At 69.8% G+C, this 25941-nt stretch carries 17 protein-coding genes; 5 read left to right on the top strand and 12 right to left on the bottom strand.

The window, feature by feature from the left end:
- Window positions 1–344: 344 nt before the first annotated feature.
- From OG587_RS33350 to OG587_RS33300, 11 genes are all read right to left on the bottom strand, one after another.
- A complete protein-coding gene (locus tag OG587_RS33350) occupies window positions 345–1799 on the bottom strand; it encodes a non-reducing end alpha-L-arabinofuranosidase family hydrolase (protein ID WP_443075288.1) in 1455 nt (484 codons plus the stop codon).
- A 29-nt stretch (window positions 1800–1828) separates the two neighbouring features.
- Window positions 1829–3328: an endo-1,4-beta-xylanase gene (locus OG587_RS33345; protein ID WP_329082396.1), complete on the bottom strand. Its 1500-nt coding sequence runs from the start codon at window positions 3326–3328 to the stop codon at window positions 1829–1831.
- Between the two features lie 16 nt (window positions 3329–3344).
- Window positions 3345–5342 carry a family 43 glycosylhydrolase gene (locus OG587_RS33340; protein ID WP_329082394.1) on the bottom strand — a complete coding sequence of 666 codons (1998 nt, stop codon included), beginning with the start codon at window positions 5340–5342 and terminating at the stop codon, window positions 3345–3347.
- Window positions 5343–5383: 41 nt separating this feature from the next.
- A complete protein-coding gene (locus tag OG587_RS33335) occupies window positions 5384–8113 on the bottom strand; it encodes a beta-L-arabinofuranosidase domain-containing protein (RefSeq protein ID WP_329082392.1) in 2730 nt (909 codons plus the stop codon).
- Between the two features lie 153 nt (window positions 8114–8266).
- Complete coding sequence (locus tag OG587_RS33330; protein WP_329082389.1) at window positions 8267–8509, bottom strand: AbfB domain-containing protein; 243 nt, start codon at window positions 8507–8509, stop codon at window positions 8267–8269.
- A 1492-nt stretch (window positions 8510–10001) separates the two neighbouring features.
- On the bottom strand, window positions 10002–10157 hold the full coding sequence (locus OG587_RS33325) for a transposase (RefSeq protein WP_329430027.1): 156 nt from the start codon (window positions 10155–10157) through the stop codon (window positions 10002–10004).
- 190 nt (window positions 10158–10347) lie between these two features.
- The gene (locus OG587_RS33320) at window positions 10348–13203 is read right to left on the bottom strand and encodes a glycosyl hydrolase family 95 catalytic domain-containing protein (RefSeq protein WP_329082385.1); all 2856 of its coding nucleotides are present in this window, start codon (window positions 13201–13203) and stop codon (window positions 10348–10350) included.
- A gap of 77 nt (window positions 13204–13280) precedes the next feature.
- A complete protein-coding gene (locus OG587_RS33315; protein ID WP_329082383.1) occupies window positions 13281–14312 on the bottom strand; it encodes an ABC transporter permease in 1032 nt (343 codons plus the stop codon).
- Window positions 14296–15822, bottom strand: coding sequence for a sugar ABC transporter ATP-binding protein (locus tag OG587_RS33310; protein ID WP_329082381.1), 1527 nt, complete (start codon window positions 15820–15822; stop codon window positions 14296–14298). The genes OG587_RS33315 and OG587_RS33310 overlap by 17 nt, the downstream gene beginning before the upstream one ends.
- Window positions 15812–16879 carry a sugar ABC transporter substrate-binding protein gene (locus OG587_RS33305; RefSeq protein ID WP_329082379.1) on the bottom strand — a complete coding sequence of 356 codons (1068 nt, stop codon included), beginning with the start codon at window positions 16877–16879 and terminating at the stop codon, window positions 15812–15814. The genes OG587_RS33310 and OG587_RS33305 overlap by 11 nt, the downstream gene beginning before the upstream one ends.
- Window positions 16876–18264 carry an enolase C-terminal domain-like protein gene (locus OG587_RS33300; protein WP_329082377.1) on the bottom strand — a complete coding sequence of 463 codons (1389 nt, stop codon included), beginning with the start codon at window positions 18262–18264 and terminating at the stop codon, window positions 16876–16878. Before OG587_RS33300 ends, OG587_RS33305 begins: the two co-directional genes overlap by 4 nt.
- 309 nt (window positions 18265–18573) lie before the next feature.
- On the opposite strand from OG587_RS33300, the gene OG587_RS33295 reads away from it, so the two are divergent.
- From OG587_RS33295 to larE, 5 genes are read left to right on the top strand one after another with little or no spacing between them, the layout of a single operon-like run.
- On the top strand, window positions 18574–19359 hold the full coding sequence (locus OG587_RS33295; RefSeq protein WP_329082375.1) for a FadR/GntR family transcriptional regulator: 786 nt from the start codon (window positions 18574–18576) through the stop codon (window positions 19357–19359).
- On the top strand, window positions 19356–20636 hold the full coding sequence (gene larA / locus OG587_RS33290; RefSeq protein WP_329082373.1) for a nickel-dependent lactate racemase: 1281 nt from the start codon (window positions 19356–19358) through the stop codon (window positions 20634–20636). Before OG587_RS33295 ends, larA begins: the two co-directional genes overlap by 4 nt.
- Window positions 20633–21388 carry a nickel pincer cofactor biosynthesis protein LarB gene (larB, locus tag OG587_RS33285; RefSeq protein ID WP_329082371.1) on the top strand — a complete coding sequence of 252 codons (756 nt, stop codon included), beginning with the start codon at window positions 20633–20635 and terminating at the stop codon, window positions 21386–21388. The genes larA and larB overlap by 4 nt, the downstream gene beginning before the upstream one ends.
- Window positions 21385–22554 (top strand): nickel pincer cofactor biosynthesis protein LarC, encoded by a 1170-nt coding sequence (gene larC, locus OG587_RS33280; protein WP_329082369.1) that lies wholly within the window; start codon window positions 21385–21387, stop codon window positions 22552–22554. The genes larB and larC overlap by 4 nt, the downstream gene beginning before the upstream one ends.
- The gene (larE, locus tag OG587_RS33275) at window positions 22551–23378 is read left to right on the top strand and encodes an ATP-dependent sacrificial sulfur transferase LarE (protein ID WP_329082367.1); all 828 of its coding nucleotides are present in this window, start codon (window positions 22551–22553) and stop codon (window positions 23376–23378) included. Before larC ends, larE begins: the two co-directional genes overlap by 4 nt.
- 159 nt (window positions 23379–23537) lie before the next feature.
- Here larE and OG587_RS33270 read toward each other — a convergent pair whose 3' ends face one another.
- Complete coding sequence (locus OG587_RS33270; RefSeq protein ID WP_329082365.1) at window positions 23538–25898, bottom strand: NEW3 domain-containing protein; 2361 nt, start codon at window positions 25896–25898, stop codon at window positions 23538–23540.
- Window positions 25899–25941: the final 43 nt, after the last annotated feature.

Raw genomic sequence — 25941 nt, 5'->3', positions numbered from 1 at the left:
GCTCCCTCCCCCGCGCCCGGAACCCGGCTCAAGGGGTGATCAGCAGGGAGAGTCGGTCTGGGCCGGCAGGCCCATGCGCCAAGGCGGGCGGCGTGATGGTGCGGATCTCATGGTGATCCTTTCGAGGGTGGACCTCAGGCAGGGGAGCGTGTGCCCGATCCCGCGTTCCGTCGTCATGTGAGCGCTGACGTCTCCGTGTGACCTGGGCGGGCTCGGTCTTGTGCCGAGCCCGCCGTTTCGGCTTCATCCGGTCCCGGTGGCGTGCCGTGATCGGGCTCACCCGGTGGGGTGTACGGCTTCGCGGTGAGCGTCGGGAACGCTCGGGCCGGATGGGTGTCGCTCTGTCAGCGTTGGTGGGTGAGCAGGCCGGGGCGGTAGGGCAGGAGGCCGTAGTCGCCGCCGGAGTTGGGGCTGCGTCCCTGGTAGAGCAGTTGCAGGTTGCAGGGGTCGATGGTCATGGTCTGGTCGGCGTTGGTGCGTAGTAGTTCGCCGTGGCTGATGTCGTTGGTCCAGGTGGCGCCGCTGTTGGTTTTGCCGGCGAAGGGGTTGTTTTCGGTGGCGGCTTGTGGGGTCCAGGTGCCGCCCAGGCTGGTGGCGGTGAAGGAGCGGAAGTAGCGGCCCTGGGAGCCGATGGCTTCGACGATCATGAGGTAGCGGTTCTGGCCCTGGAGTTTGTAGACCTGGACGGCTTCGAAGAGGTTGTTGGTGGTGTCGCTCATGATGACGGTGGAGGTGGTGCCGAAGTTGGCGGGGAAGTTGCCGATGGGCATGGTGGCCCGGTAGATCTTGCCGTTGTCGCCGGCGAAGAACAGGTACATGGTGGTGCCGTCGCCGATGACGGCTTGGTCGATGGGTCCGGTTCCGGAGCCGGTGATGGTTCCGGAGAAGAGGGTTTGGGGTGAGGACCAGCCGTTGGGGTTGGTGGGGTCGGTGGAGGTGCGGTAGGAGAAGGCGGGTCCGCCCCATTGGTAGGCCAGGACCCAGATGTTCTTGGGGGCGAAGTAGAACAGGCTGGGGGCGACGGTGGCGGAGGACATGGCGTTCTGGCTGGCCGAGGCCATCTCCGACCAGTTGGTGAACAGGCCGAAGTTCATCGAGCCCCATGAGGTGCCGTTGTCGTGGGTGGTGGCGTAGACGAGTTGCCTGCCGTTGTAGGGGGCGACGGTGAAGTCCTTGAGCGAGACCCATCCCGACCTCGGGGTCGCCAGCACTCCGGTCGAGGTCCAGCGGTACGTCGAGGGAAGATTGCACGTACCGGGCGGCGTCGGCGTCGGCGTCGGGTTGGGCCCGCTGCCGACCTGGACGAACTGCCACTGCTGGTTGTTGCCGCCCCAGTCGTCGTACTGGACGATGTTGGCGCCGTCGGCGGTGGAGGCTCCCTGGACCTCCAGGGCCTTGTTGCTGTTGCGGTTGATCAGGCGGACGTGGCCGCCGTCGGAGTCGGCCAGGCGCCACTGCTGGTTGGTGCCGTTGAGGTCGGCCCACTGCACGACGGCGCCGCCGTTGGCGGTGGAGAAGCCGCTGACGTCCAGCACCTTGCCCGAATGGCGGGACTTGACGCGGTAGTAGCCGCCGCCCGAGTCGACGAACTGCCACTGCTGCTGGTTGCCGTTGTTACGGGCCCACTGGGTGATGCGGGCGCCGTCGTTGGTGGACAGGTTGTAGACGTCCAGGGCCTTGCCGCTGGTGCGGTTGACCAGCACGTACCAGGCGTTGGTGTCGACGGTCGCCGCGTTGGCGGACTGGATGGCCACGAAGAGGCTCACCAATAACGTGGCCGCCGCGGTGATGACGGCCAAGGGTCTGATTTTCACGGTGTGCTCCGATTTCATCCGATACGGACGAGTTGCCACTGCTGGTTGGCGCCGTTCCAGTCGGCGTACTGGACGACGTTGGCGCCGTCGGAGGTGGAGGCTCCCTGGACCTCCAGGACCTTGTCGCTGTTGCGGTTGATCAGGCGGAGGTAGCCGCCGGAGTCGGCCGGGCGCCACTGCTGGTTGGTGCCGTTGAGGTCGGCCCACTGCACGACGGCGCCGCCGTTGGCGGTGGAGAAGCCGCTGACGTCCAGCACCTTGCCGGAGTGGCGGGACTTGACGCGGTAGTAGCCGCCGCCCGAGTCGACGAACTGCCACTGCTGCTGGTTGCCGTTGTTACGGGCCCACTGGGTGATGCGGGCGCCGTCGTTGGTGGCCAGGTTGTAGACGTCCAGGGCCTTGCCGCTGGTGCGGTTGACCAGCACGTACCAGGCGTTGGTGTCGATCTGGCCCGGGGTCGGCGTGGGATTGGGGTTGTTGCCGGCGTTGAGGGCGTTGAGCGTGCTGGTGTAGGCGGCCTTCTTGTTGCCGGAGGCGTCGAACAGCAGCGGGTTCTCTCCGGTGCGCCAGGAGTCGCTGTCGCGGATGCCCCAGACGGTGATGCCGGTGCACCGGGACACCGCCAGGCATGCCCGGGTCACGGTGGCGTAGACGTTGGCCTGGTTGGACCCTTGGGCGACGTCGAGTTCGGTGATCTGGACGTCGACGCCGAGGTCGGCGAAGCGCTGGAGGTTGGCCTGGTAGTCACTCGACACCGAGGTGCCGAGATGGGACTGGAAGCCGACGCAGTCGATCGGCACGCCGCGCGACTTGAAATCGCGCACCATGTTGTAGATGCCGGTGCTCTTGGCGTTGATTCCATCGGTGTTGTAGTCGTTGTAGCAGAGCTTGGCGCCGGGATCGGCGGCCCGAGCGGCGCGGAAGGCGGCTTCGATCCAGTCGTTGCCGGTGCGCTGGAGGCTGGAGTCGCGTCGGCCGCCGGAGCCGCCGTCGGCGAAGGCCTCGTTGACGACGTCCCAGGAGTGGATCTTGCCCCGGAAGTAGGTGGCGACCTGGGTGACGTGGTTGATGGCGGCACTGCGGAGTGTCGAGCCGGACAGGCCTTGGGCCCAGCCGGGCATCTGGGAGTGCCAAAGCAGGGCGTGACCGCGGATCCTCATGCCCTGTCCCAGGGCGTGGTTCACGATCCGGTTGGCGTTGGTGTAGGTGAAGTTACCGCGCTGGGGTTCGGTGGCGTCCCACTTCATCTCGTTCTCGGCGGTCACCGAGTTGAACTCGCGGTTCAGGATGTTGACGTAGGTGGAGTCGCCGAGCCTGCCGGCGGCGACGGCGGCGCCGAAGTAGCGACCACCTCTCTCGGCCGCCGACGCGCCCAGCGTGGAGGCGGCGTCCGCCGGAGCGGAGATCGCCGCCGACACGCCGATGGCGACCACGCCGGCGCTCAGGAGGGACAGGAGTTTCCGTAGCCGTGTGCGCCCGGAAGGCCGGGCCGAGCGGCTTGGAGGGTTCGTCACGGGATGCCTTTCGGTTTCATGGTGTGGTGAGGTCGAACCGGCGCACTGTCACCGCGCCCCCCAGAGACTGGGTGGCGTAGTTGAAGATTCCGAAGCGGTAGCCCATGAAGAACTGCCACGCGTTGTTCAACGTGAAGGCCGGACCGAGGGGGGTGAAGGTGACGCCGTCGGTGCTGTAGGAGAACCGGGCCTGGCGTCCGGACCCCGGACGGATGTCGGCGTTGACGCGCAGCCAGATCCGGCCGCCGGAGATGCCGGCGCTCGCGGCTTCGGTGCCGGTTCCGGTGGTCTGCCAACTGCTGTTCATGGTGAGGCCGTTGGTCATCACCACCCGGTTGGTGCCGTTGTCGCGTTTGACGCCGATCCACGCCGACGAGTCGCGCAGCATCGCCAGCCCGGACCGGTCACCGTTGCTCATCGTCGAGTAGTCGAGCTCGATCGTCGCGGTGGACGATGGGCCCTGGATGCGGTGGGTCAGGGTGTTGCGGGCGTTGTAGAGGTCGCCTGTGACGGTCGCGGTCTGCAGCCGCAGGCCGCTGCCGGTGGAGAAGCGGCTGGTGTCGGGGTTGTGGTTCCACTCCCACCGATGACCGAGACTGGCCGAGGTGAACGAGTCCGGACCGATCATCGAGGCCACGGTCTTGGTGGTCTGGATGTTCGGCTTCGGGTAGTTGACGCCCCAGCCGCCGTTGACCGTCTGGACGGTCGGCCAGCCGTCGGTGCTCCAGTTGATCGGCGCCAGGGCCGGAACCCGGCCGCCGGGGTAGGCGTCGACGAACGACATGTAGTACCAGGCGCCGTTCTGCGTCTGCACGAGCCCGCCCTGGTGCGGTACGCCGCCGCCGGAGATCGGGCCGGGCATGTTCAACAGGACCTGGCGCATCTCGTACGGGCCGAACGGGCTGGTGGAACGCAGCACGTACTGGCCGTTGGCGGGGCGGGTCAGCCAGATGTAGTAGTAACCGTTGCGCTTGTAGAAGCGGGCGCCCTCCAGGGTGCCGACGCTGGAGGGAGTCTGGAACACCTGCTGGGCGCGCACCTGGCTGAGGCCGTCGGCCGAGAGCTGGGCGACGCTGATCGTGCCGTTGCCGTAGGCGACGTACATGGTGTCGTCGTCGACGAGCAGGCCGGCGTCGTAGTAGCAGTTGTTGATCTGTGAGCGCTTGGTCCAGGTCCCGTCCACGGCGGAGGCGGTGTAGACGTAGGTGCGGTTGAACTCGACGCAGCCCATCCAGTAGAACGTGTTGTTGCTCGGCCGGTGGTTGAGCGTCGAGGCCCAGATGCCCTTCACATAGGCCCGTCCGCCGTTGAGGTCGTAGGCGTTCGAGCCGAAGTCGAGCCTGGGCACCGAATGACCCGCGTACTCCCAGTCGACCAGGTTGTAGGAGCGCAGGATCGGCGCGCCGGGTGAGTAGTGCATCGTCGAGGCCGAGTAGTAGTAGGCGTCGCCGACCCGGATGATGTCGCCGTCGGCGAAGTCCTGCCAGACCACGGGGTTGGTGTAGTTGCCGCCTGGGGTCGGCGTCGGTGTGGGGTTCGGTCCGGTGCCGACCTGGACGAACTGCCACTGCTGGTTGTTGCCGCCCCAGTCGTCGTACTGGACGATGTTGGCGCCGTCGGCGGTGGAGGCTCCCTGGACCTCCAGGGCCTTGTTGCTGTTGCGGTTGATCAGGCGGACGTGGCCGCCGTCGGAGTCGGCCAGGCGCCACTGCTGGTTGGTGCCGTTGAGGTCGGCCCACTGCACGACGGCGCCGCCGTTGGCGGTGGAGAAGCCGCTGACGTCCAGCACCTTGCCCGAATGGCGGGACTTGACGCGGTAGTAGCCGCCGCCCGAGTCGACGAACTGCCACTGCTGCTGGTTGCCGTTGTTACGGGCCCACTGGGTGATCCGGCCGCCGTCGGCCGTGGCCAGGTTGTAGACGTCCAGGGCCTTGCCGCTGGTGCGGTTGACCAGCACGTACCAGGCGTTGGTGTCGACGGTCGCCGCGTTCGCGGACTGGATCGTGAGAAACACGCCGACGAGGAGCAGAGATGAGAGAACCGCGAGCACACGTCTCACAAGAACCTCCAGAGGTTGTTGTTCGAGCCGTTGTCGTCGGCGAGTACGACCTGCGCGCCCTGGGCGGTGCCGGCCAGGCCGAGGACCCGGCCGCCGTTGGCGCACTGGATGCGGAAGGTGGCGCCGCTCCCGTAGCGCAGCCGCCAGCGGTGGTCACCGGTGCCGTTGTCGGCCCACTGCACGACCCGGGAACCCGCCGCGGTGGCGGCGTTCTCCACCCCCAGCACCTTCTGGCTGTTGGAGTTGCGCAGGCGCAGGTAACCGCCGGTGTCGACGACGGCCGTCCAGAGGTGATCGGCGGTGCCGGTGTCACCCCACTGGACGACGAGCGCGCCGTCGGCGGTGGACATGTTGGTGACCCCGAGCACCATGCCGGTCGCCACGTTCTGGACGCGGCGCGCGCCGTTGGGCACGAACCGCCACTGGTTGTCGGCCGAGCCGTTGTCGGGGTCCTGCACCGCCTGGGCGCCGTTGGCGGTCGAGCCGTTCAGGATGCCCAGCAGCTTCGAGCTGTTGGCGTTGCGAATCTTGACCGAGCCGTCGCCGACGTCGGTGATCGTCCACCGATGGTCGGCGGTGCCGGTGTCACCCCACTGCAGGACCCGGGCGTTGTCGGCCGTCGACATGTTCTCGACGCCCAGCACCTTGCCGCTGTTGACGTTGCGGAACCGCAGCCCGTTGCCGTCCACGATCGGCACCCAGTCATGGTCGGCGGTGCCGTTGTCGGTCCACTGCAACGCCAGGCCGCCGTCGGCGGTCGACATGTTCTGGATGCCGAGTGCCAGCCCGCTGGCCGCGTTGATCAGCCGGAAGCTCGCCCCGCCGCCCCCGCCGCCCTGCCCCGTGGCGTTCCAGTAGACGACGTAGTTGTGGTTGGCGGCGTCGTGGAACGGACCCAGGTTCACCGATGCCCCGTTGGCCGTGGCCGTGAACGCCAGTGCCGAGGTGCTGGTCCGGACGATCGTCGAGGGGGTCAGTGTCGGCGCCGACGACAGGGATGTGCTTCCGTAGTCGCCCGACAGCACGACCGGGCCGTAGGTGACGGCCTGCAGGTTCGGGTTGTCGTTGGCGGCCTTCAGGACCACCCGCATCGGGAGCCGTACGGTCACCGTGTCGCCCGACGTCCACGACCGGGTGATCGAGGCGTAGGTGCCCGGGGTGGTGACGACGTTCTGCTGGACGCCGTTGACGCTGATCGTCGCGCCCTGGGTCCAGGCCGGGATGCGGACCTGTATCGTCCATGACCCGCTCACATTGCCGATGACCTGCAACGACGTGGTGTCGCTCACCGGATACGACGTCGTCTGGGTGACCGTGATGCCGCGCTGTGACCAGTTGAGCGTGGAGGGCGCGAACAGGTTCACGAACAGCGTGGTGCCGTTGTGGAAGTAGATCGAGTCCATCAGCTTGGTGTTGGTCTCGATGCCGGTGCCCTGGCAGCACCACATCGAGTTGTAGTCGGTACTCCACGTGCCGCCGCCCCAGGCCGGGCCGACGCCTCTCCTCCCACCGGGGTTGAGCGGGGTGAAGTAGGTGACGTGGCCGCGGCTGTCGGCCGGGTTCTGCTGGCCGATCAGGTGGTTGATCAGGGCGTTCTCGTAGTAGTCGAAGTAGTCGGCCCGGGTCGGCGACAGCGTCCACAACTCCCGGGTGAGCTTGAGCATGTTGTAGGTGTTGCAGGCCTCGCCGGTGTCCCTGGTCAGGTGCGCGGCGATGGCGTTGGGGGCGCGGAAGTGCTCGGCCTGACTGTTGGAGCCGTTGGCGTAGGTGTGGGCGTTGATCGTGATGGCCCAGGCGTTGGCGGCGATGTCGCGGTAGCGGGTGGTCCCGGTCGCCTTGTATTCCCGCGCGGCGCCGATCCACTTGGGCACCTGCGTGTTGGCGTGCAGGCCGTTGAGCCGGTCCTGGTTGGCGGCGAGCGGATCGAACACGGCGGCGTGGTCGAAGCGCTGCGCGACCGCCAGCCAGCGGGAGTCCCCGGTCATCTGGTACAGGTCGGTGAGCACGGCGTTCATGCCGCCGAACTCGGTGCCCAGCATCGCCTGCATCTGGCTGGAGGACAGGCGGCCGGTCCGGGTGTCCACCCACCCGGCGAGGGCGAGGAGCACGGTCCTGGCCTGGGTGTTGCCGATGTGCCGCCACACGTCCAGCAGCCCGGCGAGGGTCTTGTGGATGCAGTAGTACGGCACGTTACCGTTGCTCAGCGTGCGGTTCTCGACCGCGGTGATGTCGGACTCGGGGAAGCCTGACAGGTAGCCGGTGGTGAACCCGGCCGCGCCGTTGTTGGCCTGACACCTGGCCAGCTCGGCGACCATCTGGTTGGCCTTGTCCCGGCAGGTGGTGTCTCCGAGTACGGCGTAGGCCTGCGCCCAGGCCGTCAGGAAGTGGCCCTGCATGTGGGACCGGAACGGGAAGCTGGGCGCGTCCCAGCCGCCGTTGGCCGCCGCGCCGTTGGTGGACAGGCGGTGGTTGGCGCGGAAGACGTACAGCAGCCGGTCGACGTCGACGAAGCGCAGGTAGTTGAGAGTGCGGTTCTGGTTGTCCAGCCAGCGGCCGGAGGTCAGCCGGACCTGGCCGAGGTCGAACTCGTAGGCTAGGGCACCGATCTCGGATCTGACCCACGGGAGCGCAGCCAGGGCGTGGGACGTGCCCACCACCTGGCCGACGGCCGAGAGCGCGGCGGTCGCGCCCGCGGCCCGAAAGAGCTGGCGACGGCTCAAGGGCATGGGGAGGCTCCTTGGGGATGGGGGGTGAGGTGGTCGGCCGAAGCCATCACGGTCGACCACCCGTTTCACGTGGTCAGGTCGTTGGAGCGGTTGACCACGGCTTCCGGTGCGGAGATGCCGCGCCCGGACGAAGTGTTAGCGATAACATTTCACTCATGAGATAACCCGGAAGGTCGCGCCCAGGTGGTCGGCGGCGCTTGATGACGAACTGATGGGGTCGATGCGCAGCACGTAGCCCTGGTGTCGCAGGTGGTGGGGCGGGAAGTCGTGGGAGCGGAACGACGACCGGTTCCCGTCGGCGAGCCCCGCGACCCGGGGGAAGCCGACCACGCCGGTGGTGGCGGGGGCGGCCGATGTCAGGGCGGCCTTGCCGAACTGCCTGCGGCTCAGGGACACGAGTGTTCCTTTCTCCGGGGGTACAGGCGGGGGTGCTCGGTCCCGTCCTTTGGCAGGTGACGAGACCCGGGTGCGATGTGAGGTCAGGTCACACCGCAGGTCCGGCCGTTGAGGGCGAATAGTGAGGATTCACCGGTATCGCCGCTGTATCGGCCTGGAAGCCGATGCTCACCGAGCCGCCGGAGGTGTCGCCGCGTCGTGACCGACGCTGCGCGCGGTGACCTGGCCGCTGGACGGTGACGGGCCGTCGTCCACCGAGGCTTTCGGCACCGGGCAGACGGCTCTCCCGCCGACGGGCATGCACGGGTGCGGGTGCTCTCGTTGAGGGCGAAGGCGGACGGCGCGGCGGCGCCGAGCGCCAAGACCGGCGTCATGAGGACGGCCGGCCGCCGATGCGGCGAGGGACCGGCGGCGGTTCCGTGACGGGCGGGTGTCCGGGGAGGAGAGGCATCCGATGCTCCTGGGCTGGTCAGAGGTCAGGCGTCGGCCACGAAGAATTGTTATCGCTAACATTCGAGGTTCCAGATCTTCATGGCCTGCTCCTGAGGGGGGTGATGTCGCGGAGTACATCCGATTGGTCGACCGGCGTCAACGAGCTGTGGGCTTCGCTGACCTGGGCATTGCCGTTGGCATGCTTCCCCGCCTGGACATTCGTCCGGAGAGAGATCACCTAACGGCGCCTGCGCAAGTGAAAGTTTCACAGAAGTTACGACTTGGCAACCGTAAACTTCAGACCGAATCCAGCCAATTTTCGTGACCTGGCTGTCAGATGTAGCGGCTCCCCGTCCGGTTGACTTCCGACACCCGTCGGATCACGACCGGTCCGCCACTCGAAGGAAAGCGCCCACGACGGCCAGGAACAGCGAAAACGGTCATGATCAGGAAGCGTGCGGCATCCCGATACGCTTCCGATATGATCCCGGCCAACGAACCTCCGTCACCGGCTTGGCGCCGACCGCTGATCGAGGTGGGCACCGCACGAAGGCCGCCATGGCGATCAGCCTGGTCCGGAGCGGGGGCTCTCGAACCGGAGGTCGAGCTTGTCGTCAGCGAGAGCATGGTGGCTTTTGGGGAGAGCCGAAATCCTACTTGGATCTTGTGTAAGTTTCTGGCGTGTGAACGATTGACACCGCCGTAACGCGGACCTAGCGTTGGTGAGGGGCAGCTGGAATACGGGGAAAAGACACCGCGGTCGGGTGTTCCCGATAGTTAGAGGACGTCTGAAAAGTCGTTAGGTTTGGTGCTCGGGTGAGCCGGTGGAGCAGGGTGAAGCTCATAGCCAGATAGACGGTGTTCTCCGAGGTGGTCGGCAGACACTCGTGGTCCTTGGCCGATCGGCGGTGGCGGCCCAGCCAGGCGTAGGTCCCTTCCACCACCCAACGGCGCGGAAGCCGGTCTTGCCGAGTGCTTTCTCGCTCTCGCGGCACGGCCGGAATCTCCTGACCAACGACCCTCGATCCGCCACAGCCGCCAGTGGCGATGGACCCGTCTGTCACGGTGGAAAGCCGTGCGGCAGCCTCCAGGCGCACCCGGCCCGAAGCCGGTACGCCAGTGCGTTGACGATCTCACGCCGCTCATACAGTCGCCGGAGGCCCACCCACCTCGACCGGCGGGATCGACGGAGCAAGAGCTTCCCACTCGACGTCACTCAGGCCGGTCGGTATGTGACACGCGTCTCGATCATCGACGACCTCCCGCGCTCCGACAGCGGACCGCTTCCGCGTAGGTGCCGGAGCCATCCCGGCGCACGACGGGCACACCGGGATGTGCTTCGCCGTAACCGGTGGCCGGTCGCGGCGAAGCACACATGGATCAGGTCTGGGACGGGTTACCGGCCGTCACACGCCCGTGATGGTCCATTGGTTGTTGGCGTTGGTGTTGGGCGTCCACATGGCGACGGTGGAGCCGGCGGTGCTGTTGCCCATGCCGTCGAGGGCCGTTCCGGTGCCGCGGTTGATGATCTGGTAGCGGCCGTTGCCGACGTTGTTGAGGCGCCACTGCTGGTTGTTGTTGCCGCTCCAGGCCGCCTGCCGGGCGCTCGCGCCGTTGGCGGTGTTGCCCCAGCTGTCGACGACCATGCCGTTGGTGCGGTTGACGATGCGGTACCAGCCGCTCCCCAGGTCGACGAGCTGCCACTGCAGGTTGGTGCTGCCGTCGTTGTTCCACTGTTTGAGGTTCGACCCGGAGGCGACGTTGCCGCCGCTGTCCAGGACCAGGCCGGTGGTCACGTTGGCGATCCGCACGTAACTCGTCGGCGGTGCGCCGGACCCCGTCAGGCGGTATGTGCGGCCTGCCTGGCCGGTCAGCGCGATGACGTCGGACTCGGGTTTGGTGACGGTGACGGCGGCGCCGCTCGTGGTGTCGACCACCTGGTAGGTGCCGGTGAAGATCCGGTTGCGCACGTTGACGGTCCCGTCGCGGTCGAACCTGACGAGGATCTCGGTGGCCGCGCCGGAGCTCCACGTCGTGTCCACCGTGTAGCCGCCACGTCCCCGCAGTCCCTGCACCTTCCCGGCCGGCCAGGCGGACGGCAGCGCCGGGAGCACGTGCAGCTCACCGTTGTGGCTCTGCAGGAGCATCTCCGCGATACCGGAGGTGGCGCCGAAGTTGCCGTCGATCTGGAACGGCGGGTGCAGGTCGAACATGTTCGGCGCGAGCCGGGCCGTCGTCACCAGGAGACGGATCAGGGTGTGGGCGCGGGCGCCCTCCTCCATACGCGCCCAGTAGTTGATCTTCCAGGCGAGCGACCAGCCGGTCCCGTCGTCGCCGCGCAGTTCGAGGGTCCGCCGCGCGGCGGTGTACAGCGCCGGGGTACCGCGTCTGGTGATCTGATTGCTGGGGTGCAGGCCGTAGAGGTGGGAGACGTGCCGGTGGGCGGGCTCGGTCTCCACCCAGTCGTACAGCCACTCCTGGATGTTGCCGCGCGAGCCGATCTTCGTCGGCGCCAGCCGGTCGCGGGCGGCCAGGACCCGCGTCCGGAAGTCGGCGTCGACGCCGAGCGCCTGGCCGGCCTTGGCGCAGCCGTCGAACAGGTCGCGCAGGATCTGGTTGTCCATCGTGGGGCCGGCGCAGACGCTGACGCCGCTGTGGTGGGCCAGCTCCGGGGAGTTGGACGGGTTCGTGACCAGGAACCCGAGGCTCGGTTCCGGCACGAGGGTGTCGAGGAAGAACTGCGAGGCACCCTTCATCGCCGGGTAGTACTGCCGGAGGAACTCGATGTCGCCGGTGAAGGTGTAGTGCTCCCAGATCAGGGTGGCCAGCCACGCGCCGCCGGTCTGCCACATGCCCCAGAACGCGCCGTCGACGACGGAGCTGCCCCGCCACGCGTCGGTGTTGTGGTGGGTCACCCAGCCGCCGGCGTTGTACTGGACCTGGGCCGTACGGGCGCCGCTGACCGTGAGATCGTTGACCATCCTGAACACCGGCTCGAAACACTCCGACAGGTTCGTCGTGTCGGCCGGCCAGTAGTTCATCGGCAGGTTGGCGTTGATGGTGTACTTCGAGTCCCAGGCCGGCGCCAGCGAGTCGTTCCAGATGCCCTGCAGGTTGGCCGGCTGGGTGCCGGGCCGGGAGGAGGAGATCAGCAGGTAGCGGCCGTACTGGAACAACAACACCGCGAACTGCGGGTCGTTGACGCTGTTGTGCTGCGCGATCCGCACGTCGGTCGGCTGGTCGGCCGCCGAGGTACGGCCGAGGTCGAGTGTCGTGCGCCCGAACAGCCGCTGGTAGTCGGCCACGTGCCGGGCACGCAGATCGGCGTGGGTCCTGGCGACGGCGGCGTTCAGATGCTGCCGCGCGATGCCCTGGTGGTCGCCGCTGACGTCGCGGAAGGTGCGGTAGCTGGAACCGATCGAGATCAGCACCGTCACGCTGTTCGCGGACGTCACCTGCAGCGTGCCGCCGGAGCTGCTGACACTGCCGCCGTCGACGACGGCACGGGCCAAACCCAGGAAGCGGACCGCGCCGGTCTTGCCCTCCATGCTGCCCGAGACGCCGTCGAGTGCCACCGTCGTGCCGTCCGGGCTGGATCGCGTCGTCTGCTGGGGGCTGTCGAACGTCGCCGAGAACGTGATCGAGCCGGGCCTGTCGGCGGTCAGGCGCATGACGATCACCTGGTCCGGCGCGCTCGCGAACGTCTCGCGCTGGTGGCGCACCCCGTTTCGCAGGTACGACACCGTCGTGGTGGCCGTGGTCAGGTCCAGGTAGCGGTTGTACTCCGAGACCCCCGAAGAGCTGCCGAACGCGAGCCGCAGGTTGCCGACGGTCTGGTAGGCCAGCTGGCCCGCGGGGCTGCCGAGCATGTTCTGGTCGATCAGGGTCTGGGCCTGGCTCCACTGGTTCTGGAAGACCAGCTGGCGGATCTGGCCCAGCGCCGCCGCGCCCCTGGTGTTGCTCTGGTCATACGGGCCGCCGGCCCAGACGGTGTCCTCGTTGAGCTGCAGCCGCTCGGTGTCGACGTTGCCGAACACCATGGCGCCCAGCCGGCCGTTACCGATCGGAAGCGCGCGCAGCCACTCGGTGCCCGCGCTCTCGTCGTACCACAGCGCCAGATCATTGACAGCGCTCACCGCCGCAGGAGGCGCCGAGGCGGCCCGCGCGGCCGCCGTCCACTGCAGCGGCAACAGCAGGGCGCCGGCTCCGGCTGTTCCGATCTGTATCAGTTGCCTGCGTGTCAGGTGGTTCTCGTCGGACATGGTCGTTCCCATCGGTAGGGGGTGTGGCATGTGGAGGTGCCGAGGCGGAGGAACGGGAAAGGGGTGTCTGGGGCGGGTTATTCCTGGACTTTGCCTCCGGTGAGGCGGGACAGGATGAGGGCGATGAGGATGATGGCGCCGTTGAGGGCCTGGATCCACTGGGCGGGCACGCCGGCCAGGGTGAGGACGTTCTGGATCATGTAGAGGAGCAGGATGCCGGTGAACGCGCCGAACATGGTGCCCTTGCCGCCGTTGAGGCTGACGCCTCCGATGACGGCCGCGGCGAACACGGTGAAGATGGCGCCGTCGCCCTGGGCGGCGGCCACCGAGGCGAGGCGTCCCGACAGCAGCAGGCCGCCGAGGGCGGCGAGCAGGCCGGCGCCCACCAGGGCGGTCCACAGCACCCGGCCGGTGCGGATGCCGGCGGCCTTGGCCGCGTCCACGTTGCCTCCGATGGCGTACAGGGCGCGGCCATAGCGGGTGAAGCCGAGCAGCACGATGCCGGCGGCGAACAGCAGCAGGCACAGCCAGATCGAGGCGGGCACACCGAGCCACAGGGCCGAGCCGAGGTAGAGCATCGACGGCGGCAGGTTGAAGAAGGTCTGGCCGCCGGAGATGCCGGTGAGCAGGCCGCGCAGCACGATCAGCATGCCGAGGGTGACGATGAAGCCGTTGAGCCCGAACCGCACGATCAGCAGCGCGTTGATCGCGCCGATCAGCGCGCCGACGGCCAGGGTGACCGGGATCGCCCAGACGCCCGACAGCACGCCCAGCCCGGCGCCCGAGCCGACGGCGACGGTCAGCCAGGCGGCCACGCCCGGCGCGAGACCGAAGGTCGACTCCAGCGAGAGATCCATCTTGCCGGCGACCAGGACGATCGTCTGCGCCATCACCAGCAGCGACATCTCCGACATGGTCTGCAGGATGTTGATCAGGTTGTCGGGCTGCAGGAAGATCGGGTGGACGATCTGGCCGACGACGGCGATCACGATGATCGCGGGAACCAGCGCGAGGTCACGCAGCCGGGCCAGCCGCACTCGCGGCCGCTCCTGCCGGGGGGCGGCGCTCTCCGCGGCGGGCGTGCGGGTTTTCTCAGGCGTCGAGGGCATCGAGCCGGACTCCTTCCATGGCCGCCACCACGTCGTGGTCGTGCCATCCGGCGGCCATCTCCGCGACGAGGCGGCCCTGGAACATCACCAGCAGCCGGTCGCACAGCCGCAGGTCGTCGAGCTCGTCGGAGGCGATCAACACGCCGCTCCCCGTGGCGGCCGTCTCCTCGACCTTGCCGAGCAGGAACTCCTTGGACTTCACATCCACCCCGGCGGTGGGGGTGATCAGCACGAGCAGCCGGGGATCGGAGGCCAGCGCCCTGGCCATGACGACCTTCTGCTGGTTGCCGCCGGACAGGCCCATCACGGGCAGGCCGGGGCCGGGAGTCTTGATCGCCAGGTTGGTGATCAGAGTCCTGGCCAGCCGGTCACGCCGCCGGCCGTTGATCAGGCCGGCCTCGCCGAGCCGTTCGGGAACGGTCATGGTGGCGTTGTCGGCGATCGACATCATCGAGACGAATCCCTGGTGATGCCGGTCGCGAGGGACGAAGCCGATCCCCGCGGCGAGCGCGTCGGGCACGCTGCCGGGGCGGGGGCGACGGCCGGCGACCTCGATCGCGCCCGAACCGGCCGCGCGCAGCCCGGCGACGGTCTCGGCCAGTTCGGTCCGGCCGCTGGCGGCCGCGCCCGCCAGGCCGACGATCTCGCCGGCCCGGACGTGGAAGTCGATCTCCCGGTAGGCGTCGCCGTACGACAGGTCGCGCACGCCGAGCACCACGCCGGCGTCGGCGGGCACGGAGGCCCGGGGGAGTGCGGTGGACAGGCCGGTGGCCTCTCCCGCCATCGCCGCCACCAGGTCGGCGTGCGTCAGGTCGGCCACCGTGGTGGTCAGGATGTGCCGGGCGTCGCGGAAGACGGTGACCGTGTCGCAGATCTCGTAGATCTCCTGCAGGTGGTGGCTGATGAACAGGAAGGTCACTCCCTGTTCCTGCAGGGTGCGGATGCGGGTGAACAGCCGGGCGATGGCGGCGGCGTCGAGCTGGGCGGTCGGTTCGTCGAGGATGATGAACCGGGCGCCGAAGGACAGCGCACGGGCGATCTCCACGAACTGCCGCTGCTCGACGTCCAGCTCGCCGGCCGGCAGGCGTACGTCGACGTCCACCGACCAGGCGGCGAGCAGCGTGGCCGCCTTGCGCCGCAGTGCGCCCCAGCGGACCAGTCCGAACCGGTTCAGGTCGTGGCGGTGCAGGTAGAGGTTCTCCGCCACGGTCAGTTCGGGGATGATCGTGGACTTCTGGTAGACGCAGGCCACCCGCCGCCGCCAGGCGTCGCGGTCGGCCAGGCGCGGGGCGGGTTCGCCGCCGAACCGCACCTCACCCTCGTCGGGGGGCTGGAGGCCGGTGAGGATCGAGACCAGGGTGGACTTCCCGGCCCCGTTGCGGCCGACCAGGGCGTGGGTTTGGCCGGGCATGATCTGGATTCCGGCGCGGTCCAGCGCGACGGTCTCGCCGTATCTCCTGGTGACGCCCACCGCCTCGACGAGAGGGATGGGCGCCGGGTCAGCCGCCAAGGGTGTTGCCCCACAGCGAGGAGTCGTCCGGCTTGACGCTCGGGACGTCGCCGTAGGTGCCGCCGTCGGCGGTGACCAGGGGCGCGGAGAGCTGGTCCTCCAGCAGGCCAGGGCGCACCTGGACGATGGTGCTGTCGTGGTCGGTCGCGCCGGGCTTGAACGTCTTCCCGTCGATGGCGGCCTTGGTGTACTCCAGCGCGTACTTGGCGTACTGGTCGGCCGGTTGCGAGACGGTGGCGTCGATGTTGCCGGCGGCGATCTCCTTCAGCTCCTGGGGGATGCCGTCGTTGGAGATGACGAAGACGTGCTTGGGGTCGGCCGGGGGGACCAGCAGCCGGCGCTGCTTGAGCACCTGGAGGGTGCCCGACAGGGCGAAGCTCGACTGCATGTAGACGCCCTTGATGTCGGGGTTGGCGGTGAGCTGCGTCTGGAGTTTCTGCGAGGCGACGGCGCCGTCCCAGTTGGTGGCCTCGCCGAACACCGTGATGCCGGGGTAGTCGGCCTTCATGCAGTCGTTGAACGCCTCGGTGCGGTCGCGGCCGTTGATGGAGGCCAGGTCGCCCTGGAGCATCACGACCTTGCCCTTGCCGGACAGCTTCTCGCCGAGGAACTTGCACGCCTTCTCCCCGTAGGCCCGGTTGTCGGCGCGCACCACCATGTAGGCGTCGCCCTGCTCGGGGCGGGTGTCGACCATGACGACGGGGATCTTCTTGGCGGCGAGCTGCTGGAGGGTGGGGGCCACGGCGGCGGTGTCCTGCGGCGCCAGCACGAGGCCCTTGACGCCCTGGCTGATGAGACTCTGCACGTTGGCGGTGAGCTTGGAGATGTCGTTCTGGGAGTTGGAGGTCTTCAGCTCCAGGCCGTTCTCGGCGCCGAACTGGGGGACGTACTTGATGAAGGAGTTCCAGAAGTCGGTGTCGGAACGGGGATAGTCCACCCCGACGACCGGCTTGCCGCCTTCCGGGGCGGTTGTGCCGCTGCCGGCGTCGCCCCCGCAGGCGCCGGCCAGACCGGCCGCCAGGGCGACGGCCGTTCCCAGGGCGAGTCCTCGTCTCATGGTTGTTTTTCCTTTCCTGTGCTGGGTCGCGGCCGGGGTCCGTGCGTGCCGCCGTCCACGGCCGGGTCGGTGTCGGCGGTGCTGGTGGTGTCGGCGGCCCACCGGGGGCCGTGCGGGTAGGCGTACTCGGCGCGCGACGCCGGGCGCATCTCGCCGCCTCCGCCCGGTTCGAGGGGCGCGACGTACCGGCCGTCTCTGATCACCACCGGGGCGGTGAAGTGCTCGTGCAGGTGGTCGATGTACTCGATGACGCGGTCCTCGGTGGTGCCGCTGACGGCCACGTAGTCGAACATCGACAGGTGCTGGACCATCTCGCACAGGCCGACGCCGCCCGCGTGCGGGCACACCGGCACCCCGAACTTGGCGGCCAGCAGCACAATGGCGATGTTCTCGTTGACCCCGGCGACCCTGGCCGCGTCGAGCTGCAGGATGTCGATCGCGCCCGCCTGCAGGAACTGCTTGAACATCACCCGGTTGTGGGCGTGCTCGCCGGTGGCGACCTTGATGGGCGCGACCCGCTTCCGGATGGCGGCGTGGCCGAGCACGTCGTCGGGGGAGGTGGGCTCCTCGATCCAGTAAAGGTCGAACTCGGCGAGCGGGGCCAGACGTTCGACCGCCTGGCCGACGTTCCACGCCTGGTTGGCGTCCACGGCGATGCGCACGCCGGGGCCGACCGCCTCGCGGGCCAGCCGCACGCGCCGCACATCCTCGGCCGGATCGGCGCCGACCTTCAGCTTGATGAGGCGGAACCCATCGGCGACCGCCTCCTTGGCCAGCCGGACCAGCTTGTCGTCGGTGTAGCCGAGCCAGCCGGGGGTGGTGGTGTAGGCCGGGTAGCCCTCGGCGAGCAGGCGTGCGCGGCGCCCGTCGCGGCCCGGCTCGGCGTCGCGCAGGATGGTCAGCGCCTCCTCCCGGGTGAGCGCCTCCTCCAGGTAGCGGAAGTCGACGACGTCGACGATCTCCTCCGGCGACAGCTCCGACAGCAGCCGCCACAGCGGCTTGCCCGCCCTGCGCGCACGAAGGTCCCACAGGGCGTTGAGCACGGCCCCCGCCGCCATGTGGATGACGCCCTTCTCCGGGCCGAGCCAGCGCAGCTGGCTGTCGCCGGTGAGCCGGCGCGACACCCCGCCGAGATCGCCGAGCACCTCGGCCACCGGTCGTCCGGTTACCAGCGGCGCCAGCGACTTCACGGCGGCGACGGCGATCTCGTTGCCGCGCCCGACGGTGAAGGCGAGCGCGTGCCCTTCCTGCCCGCCGCCGGTTCGCACGATCACGTAGGCGGCGGAGTAGTCGGGCTCGGGGTTCATGGCGTCGGAACCGTCGAGGTATCGAGATGTGGGAAACCGGATGTCGTGGGCCTCGACCGCGGTGATCAGTTCCGTCACGGTGCCCCGCTCTGGCGATGCGTGCGCACGAAGGTTCTACCTCCAGCGGATGTTTCCGGAAGGTGAAGAGATCTTCACCACAAGGACATGGGATGTCTTTGTAATCTCCCGGGCGCGATGTGTCTAGACCCTTGGGCGAGATATCGTTAACATGAGGTATTAGTCGGATATTTACTAGCTCTGCTGCGCGCATACAGCCCATGTTTGTCCAGCGATCGATCGACCCCTCGCATGGACATGGGATGTCTGTTATGTTCCCGCGGTGACCTGCGTACCGATCGAGCGCCTCCACGAACGGAGGTCGTGCCCATGTCCCTGACCGACGAGGCGATCTCCCGCATCCGGGCGCTCGTCCAGTCGGGCGATCTTCCCCCGGGAGCGCGGCTCCCCCCCGAGCACCAGCTCGCCGCCCAGCTCGGCGTCTCCCGCAACCCGTTGCGCGAGGCGGTCAAGGCGCTGGTCGTGGCCCGGGTGCTCGACGTACGGCGGGGCGACGGCACCTACGTGACCAGCCTGGAACCGCGGTTGCTGCTGGAAGGGCTGGGGCTCGCCGTCGAACTGCTACGCGACGACACCCTGCTGGAGATCGTCCAGGTGCGGCGGATGCTGGAACCCGCGGCGACCGCGCTGGCCGCTTCCCGGATCTCCGCCGAACAGCTCGCCGAGGTCGGCGAGCACCTGACCGCGATGTGCGCGGTCAGTGACGACGTGGAGAAACTGAACCACCACGACGCCGCCTTCCACCGCGCCGTGGTGCGGGCGACCGGCAACGAGACGCTGTCCACCCTGCTCGACGGGATCTCCGGCCGCACCCTGCGGATGCGGGTGTGGCGCGGCACGGTCGAGGACGGCAGCTCGCACAAGACCATCGCCGAGCATCAGGCGATCTACAACGCCCTGGCCGCCGGTGACGCGACGCTCGCCCAGGCGGCGGCGCTGATGCACATCGGCACGACCGAGACGTGGATCCGCTCGGTACTCGAAGACGTCGAGAACCCCCAGGGCGGGGCCGACGGCGATCCGGCCCCGGCCGGCCCCGGCACCGGCATCCCCGACGGGCTCTGGCCGGATCTCGGTGAGAAGGAGACACGATGAAGGTCCGCCTGGCCTACGGGGAGACCGGCCTGACGGTCGAACTGCCCGACACCGCCACCACGGTGGTGACCCCCGTCCACCACGCGGCCGCGCCCGACCAGACGGGCGTGCTGCGGGCGGCTCTGCGCGACCCGGTGTCCGGGCCGCCGCTGCGTGAGAGGGTACGGCCCGGCCAGACCGTCGCCATCTCGGCCTGCGACATCACCCGCCCCCAGCCGCGGCACCTGATGATCCCGGCGATCCTCGACGAGCTCGACGGCGTCATCGACCTCGACGACGTGACCATCCTCGTCGCGACCGGCACCCATCGCGGCAACACCGAGGCCGAACTGCGCGCGATGTTCGGCGACACGGTGGTGGACTCCGTGCGGATCGTCAACCACGACGCCCGCGACCCGGGATCGCTCACCTACCTCGGCCGCTTCGGCAAGGACGTGCCGGTATGGCTGAACACCGCCTGGGTCGAGGCCGATGTACGGATCACCACCGGTTTCGTGGAGCCACACTTCTTCGCGGGCTTCTCCGGCGGGCCCAAGCTGGTCGCCCCCGGCCTGGCCGCGCTGGAGACCGTGCTCACCCTGCACGACGCCGCGCGCATCGGCGACTCCCGGGCCACCTGGGGAGTGATCGAGGGCAATCCCGTGCACGACGACGTGCGGGCCATCGCCGAGGGCACCGGGGTGACCTTCGCCCTCGACGTGATCCTCAACCGGGACAAGGACATCGCGGCGGCGTTCGGCGGTGACATCCTGCCCATGCACGCCGCCGCCACCGCCGCCGCCCGCCGGGTCGCCATGCGACGGGTCGAGGCGCCCTTCGACGTGGTGGTCACCACCAACTCCGGTTATCCCCTCGACCAGAACCTCTACCAGTCGGTCAAGGGCATGTCGGCGGCGTTCCAGGTGGTCCGGCCGGGCGGCGTGATCGTCTGCGCCGCCGAGTGCCGCGACGGCTTCCCCGACCACGGCTCCTACCGTGAGGTACTGGCCTCGGCGTCCTCCCCGCGGGCGCTGCTCGACGCGATCGCCGCCCGGCCGGTGACCGTCCCCGACCAGTGGCAGGTGCAGATCCAGGCACGCGTCCAGGCGGGCGCGCGGGTGGTGATGCACACCTCCTACCTCAGCGACGCCGACCTGGCGACCGCCCATCTGGAACAGACCGGCGACATCGCGGCCACGGTGACCGAGGCGCTGGCCGCCGCCGGGCCGGGCGCCCGCGTGTGCGTGCTGCCGGAGGGCCCGCAGACCATCCCCTACCTGTCCGGCGGCCGGGCATGAGCGAACGCGTGGTGGACCTGGGGTTCGCCCGGGTCGACGTGGACCGGGAGGCCCGCCAGGGAACGCCCGAGGTCGTCTACGGGCCGGGCAAGACCGCCGGGGAGATCGCCGCCATCGTGTCCGCCCTGCTCACCCGCAACACCGGCCCGGTGCTGGCCACGCGGGTCGAGGAGGCGGTCGCCGGGCCCGTCCTGGCGGCCGTGCTGGGCGGATCCCACGACCCGGTGGCGCGGCTGCTGGTGTGGCGGCCGGCGGCGGCCGGGCCCTTCGCGGTCGCGGTGGTCACGGCGGGCACGTCCGACGGGCCCGTGGCGGCCGAGGCGGCGGCCGTGGCCCGGGCGCTCGGGCTGAACGTCACCGTGGTCCGCGACGTGGGCGTGGCGGGAATCCACCGACTGCTCGCCGAGACCGGCCGGTTGCGCGCGGCCGACGCGGTGATCGTCGTGGCGGGTATGGAGGGCGCGCTGGCCAGTGCCGTCGGCGGTCTCGTGGCGGTGCCGGTGATCGCCGTGCCCACCTCCGTCGGGTACGGCGCGGCCCTGGAGGGCGTCACCGCCCTGCTGGCGATGCTGTCCTCGTGCGCCGCCGGCCTCACCGTGGTCAACATCGACTCCGGCTTCGGCGCCGCCATGGCCGCCCACCGTCTCGCCCACACCGCCACCCGGCGCACCTTCTCACCACCCCCTCTCACTCCCGCACCCCAGCCGTCCCCGGCAGCCGCGAAGGCGACGACACCGGAAGGACAACCGTGATCTGCTGGGTCAACCCGTTCACCGGCCTGGCGGGGGACATGCTGCTGGCCGCGCTCATCGACGCCGGGGCGCCGCTGGACGGCATCCGTGCCGCGGTGGGATCGACCGGTCTCACCGGGTGGGAGCTGACGGCCGGGCGGGCGGTCAGTCACGGGCTGGCGGTGACCCGCGTACGAGTCGTGGTCACTGACACCGCGACCGAGCGACGGGCGGCCGAGCTGATCTCCATGGCCGGGGCCGCCCGGCCGGAACCGGTCGCCGCCCTCGCCACCGCCGCGCTGCGGGCGATCGCCGAGGCGGAGGGCCGGATCCACGGCACCGACCCCGGCCGGGTGCACCTGCACGAGCTGGGCGGCCACGACGCGCTCGTGGACATCGTCGGCGTGGCCGCCGCGCTGCACCTGCTCGGGGTCACGGCCGTGCACTGCGCCCCGATCCCCCTCGGCACCGGCACGGTGACCACCCGCCACGGCGTACTGCCCGTACCGGCCCCCGCGACCGCGGCCCTGCTGCGGGGGGCACTGGTGACCGGCAGCGACCTGCCAGGGGAGACCGTGACCCCCACGGGGGCGGCGCTGCTGCGCGCCATGCGGGCGCGATACACCCCGCCGCCGGCGATGACCCCGGTGGCGACCGGCTACGGCGCGGGCACCCGGGAGCTTCCCGACCGCCCGAACATCGTCGCCGTCACCGTCGCCGAGCCCGCCCGCGACGCCGGCACCGAGCCCCTGGTCGTCCTGGAGACCAACCTGGACGACGTCACCGGCGAGGTGCTCGGCCACACGATCGCACGGGTCCTCGACGCCGGCGCCCTGGACGCCTGGGCCACCCCGGCCACCATGAAGAAGGGCCGGCCGGCGCACGTGCTGCACCTGCTGTGCCGTCCCGCCGCCGCACCGGCCCTGCGCGAGCTGGTCCTCACCGAGACCGGCGCGCTCGGCGTGCGCGAGGTCGCGGTCGAGCGCACGGCCCTGCCCCGCCACACCACCGAGGTGGACCTGGCGGGCCACCGCGTGCGTGTCAAGCACGGACCCCACTCGGCCAAACCCGAACACGACGACGTGGCCGCCGCCTCGGCAGCGCTCGGCCTGTCCCTGCGCGAGACGGCCGCCCTGGCGCTGCGGCTGACCCACGAACGGCCCCCTACGCAGGAGAGACCGGGATGACCCCCGACGCCAAGATCACCACACTGCTCGACCGGCTGACGGCCCTGCCCTCACTCGCCGTCGCCTTCTCCGGCGGAGCCGACTCCGCGCTGGTGCTCGCGGCGGCGGTCCGGGCACTTGGAACCGGGCGGGTGTTGGCGGTGACGGCGGTCTCCGACAGCCTGGCGGCAGAGGAACTCGACGTGGCCCGGCGGTTCGCGGCCTCCCTCGGCGTACGGCACCCGCTGCCCCGCACCGCCGAGACGGCGAACCCTGGTTATCGCGCCAACGGCCGCGACCGCTGCTACTTCTGCAAATCGGAGGTACTCGACGTGATCGGCCGGGTGGCGGCGGAGCACGGCTTCGCGCACGTCGCCACCGGCACCAACGCCGACGACGCCGTGGACCCGTTCCGGCCGGGGATCAGGGCCGCCGACGAGCGCGGGGTGCTCGCCCCGCTGCGCGACGCCGGTCTGACCAAGGCCGAGGTACGGCGGATCAGCAAGGCGTGGGACCTGGTCACCTGGGACAAGCCGGCCGCGCCCTGTCTGGCCAGCCGGGTGGCCTACGGCGTGGAGGTGACGCCGGCCCGGCTGCACCGGATCGAGACGGCCGAGCGGGCGGTGCGCCGCCTGCTGGGCCGGGCCGGTCTGCCGGTCACCGACCTGCGGGTGCGCGACCTCGGCGACCGGGTGCGGGTGGAGCTGGACGCGGGCCTGACGCCCCGGGCCGCCGGCCTGCCGGGCCTGGTGCCGGCCGTACGCGAGGCCGGTTTTCCCGGCGCCCGGGTGGAGGTGGCGGCCTTCCGCTCCGGAGCCCTGAACATCGAGCCGCTCCGCCCGTGACCGGCCGGGAACACCCGCGCACCGGGATCGCCCGCGCGGGGCCCCGGCGACCGGGAAGCCGTACGGGCCGGTCACGGTCCGGCGAACCCGGGCCGGTGCACGGTGAGGCCGCTGGAGCAGGACCGGCCCGTCACGCCGGCGGTGTGGGACACATGGTGATCAACCCGGCGTTCCGCCTCCCCGCGGCGGGCCGGGCGCGGTCGGCGTCAGCGACCTGTCCAGGACGTGATCGGCTTCGCCGGCCCGGAAGACCACCGACGCCCTGACGGTCACGTGGTCGGCCGGGGTCGTGAACGACCCGGGTGCCGTGATCCTCCACGTCTCGGTGTCCGAGGCGCCGGGGGGCAGCGTGCGTCTCACCGGCCTGCCGGCGCGTTCGGCCCGCCGGCCCTCGGGGACGGTGATCGAGACGGTCAGGCCGGTGACCGGGCGATCGCCCAGGTTCTTCACCGTGACGGTGACGGTGGCCGGATCACCGGCGCTCACCGGGACCGGATCGGCCTCGAGGAAGGCGCCGACCGGGGGACGCCGCGGGTCGGGGGCGCCGCGGTACGGGCCGGTGGGGCCCGCGTTGTAGATCACCCGGCTGGCCTCGATCGGGAGGTTGCCGTCGGTGACGGTGAGGTTGCCGCGGACGACGTTGCCGCGGTCACCGTGGGCGATGCCGGTGATGGCGGGGTTGGTCACGTAGTTCTCGATCAGCGTGAGGTCGCCGGTGTGATTGCCGTTCTGGGTGTTGGCGTGCGCCCACTGTCCCTCGGTGTCGAGGAACACGTTGCGGCTCACGCTCAGGTATCGGGAACCCTCGTCGAAGTACAGGCCGAACTGCCCGCTGTTCTCGCAGTAGTTCTCGTCGATGAGGCTGTTGGGTATCGCCGAGAGTGTGTAGATGCAGCCGGCCTCGGACATCGTCCGCACGACGTTGCGCACGTGGTTGCCCACGACTCGGACGTCGTTCAGAGTCGTCGGCGTGTCATGGACCGGCTGGAAGTCGTAGACCCCCCGGGCGAGGTAGTCGGGGCTGCCTCCCGGGTCGTTGGCGCCCCAGCCGTAGCCGAGTCCGATGCCCATGTAGGGCATGTCGGAGACGTGATTGTGCTCGATGGTCAGCCGCGTCACGTAGGTGGCGAGGATCGCGGCCTGGTCCAGGTATTCGAGCGCGGTCGCGTGGACGCGGTTGTCACTGAGCACGATGTCGCTGTTGACCATACGGGGGTCGGACGGGTGGTGCGCGTCGGGGCGTACGCCGCCGACCACGATGCCGCCGCCGGAGCTCGCGGTGAACGTGCATCCCACGACCGAGACCCTGTGCGCGCCCAGCCCCACACCGGTGGCGTGGGCGCCCGCGTCGTTGCCGATGCCGAGCCCGACGGAACCGAGGTTGACGAAGGTATCGCCGACGAACTCGATGTCGTCGGCCGCCGACACCTGTACCGCCGCGGGCGCCTGCGCCCAGTCGTCGCGAGAGGCCTCGAATCCCGTGCAGCCGGAGGAGCACGAGGTGAACGCGTCGGCCGGTCGGTGGGGCTGGACGCCGCTGATGAACACACCGGCCTGCTGGTTCGCGTACCCGTCGGGCGAGCCGGGGCGCAGCCACGTGGTGCCGGAGAAGGTCAGGCCCTCGAACCGCAGGTTGCGGGCGGGCTCGTCGTAGGTGCCGCCGACCTGGAGCAGCGACTCCAGCCGCGGCAGTTCCACCCGCGCGCGCGAGATGTCCTGCCCCGGGAGCGGCCTGTAGTAGAGCGTTCCCGCCGCGGGGTCCAGGTACCACTCGCCGGGTTCGTCCAGAAAGCTCTTGGAGTTGAGCAGGAAGAACGTCGGCGTGCGGAACGGAGCCTGGACGGTGTCGTAGCCGTAGGTGTTGTTGTCCCAGGCCGGCTGCCGCATGACGACCGTCGGGCCGGAGATGCTCCGCACCGGCGCGAACCGGTTGGTGAACGACAGCATCGCCTGGAAGTCGATGCGCCCCTGATCGGGCAGGGTGGCCAGGTAGGCGAGGTCGGGGTTGTCGATGGTGAAGCCGGTCGGGGTCAGCGTGATGTCGCCGCGTGCCAGCCTGATCCGCGCACGCTGTGCCGGGATTCCGTCGACGTAGAGCTGACGGCTGTCGAATCCGGTGCCGACGTGGGCCTGGTAGACGCCTGGGGCGTCGTCGTCGGGCTCCCAGCCGGTGACGGGCCGGGCGCCGCTCACCACGGGCGTGGCTCCGCGTGCCGCCTTCCAGGTCACGGTGTGCCCGTTCCGGCCGGAGTCGGCGGCGTCGAGGCACAGCGGAGAGGCCAGCCGGTGGGTCCCGTCCAGAAGCAGGACGGTGATGTCGCGGTTCCCCTCGGCCGCCGCGTCGCGCGCCCGTCGCTGTGCCTCCTTCAGGGTCGCCAGTGGCCGGTCCGCACCACCCGGCCCCCTGTCGTCGGCGTTCTCGGCTCCGGTGGGTGCGACCACGATCGGGTGGCCCGTCCGGGCGGCTTCCGCCCGGGGCGCGGCCGATGTACGTCTGTGCGGCACGGGTGACGGGCGCACGTGCGTTCCTTTCTTCCGGTCCGGGGTGCGGGGTGGACGGTCG

The sequence above is a fragment of the Streptosporangium sp. NBC_01469 genome (genome assembly GCF_036227305.1).
GTDB lineage: Bacteria > Actinomycetota > Actinomycetes > Streptosporangiales > Streptosporangiaceae > Streptosporangium.
This window is presented reverse-complemented; position numbering and strand designations above follow the sequence as displayed.

What these genes read in the sequence shown, in the direction of transcription:
- OG587_RS33335 (WP_329082392.1), bottom strand. Translation starts at nt 8,113, where the DNA reads ATGCCCTTGAGCCGTCGCCAGCTCTTTCGGGCCGCGGGCGCGACCGCC.
- OG587_RS33320 (WP_329082385.1), bottom strand. Translation starts at nt 13,203, where the DNA reads ATGTCCGACGAGAACCACCTGACACGCAGGCAACTGATACAGATCGGA.
- OG587_RS33315 (WP_329082383.1), bottom strand. Translation starts at nt 14,312, where the DNA reads ATGCCCTCGACGCCTGAGAAAACCCGCACGCCCGCCGCGGAGAGCGCC.
- OG587_RS33305 (WP_329082379.1), bottom strand. Translation starts at nt 16,879, where the DNA reads ATGAGACGAGGACTCGCCCTGGGAACGGCCGTCGCCCTGGCGGCCGGT.
- OG587_RS33295 (WP_329082375.1), top strand. Translation starts at nt 18,574, where the DNA reads ATGTCCCTGACCGACGAGGCGATCTCCCGCATCCGGGCGCTCGTCCAG.
- larA (WP_329082373.1), top strand. Translation starts at nt 19,356, where the DNA reads ATGAAGGTCCGCCTGGCCTACGGGGAGACCGGCCTGACGGTCGAACTG.
- larB (WP_329082371.1), top strand. Translation starts at nt 20,633, where the DNA reads ATGAGCGAACGCGTGGTGGACCTGGGGTTCGCCCGGGTCGACGTGGAC.
- larE (WP_329082367.1), top strand. Translation starts at nt 22,551, where the DNA reads ATGACCCCCGACGCCAAGATCACCACACTGCTCGACCGGCTGACGGCC.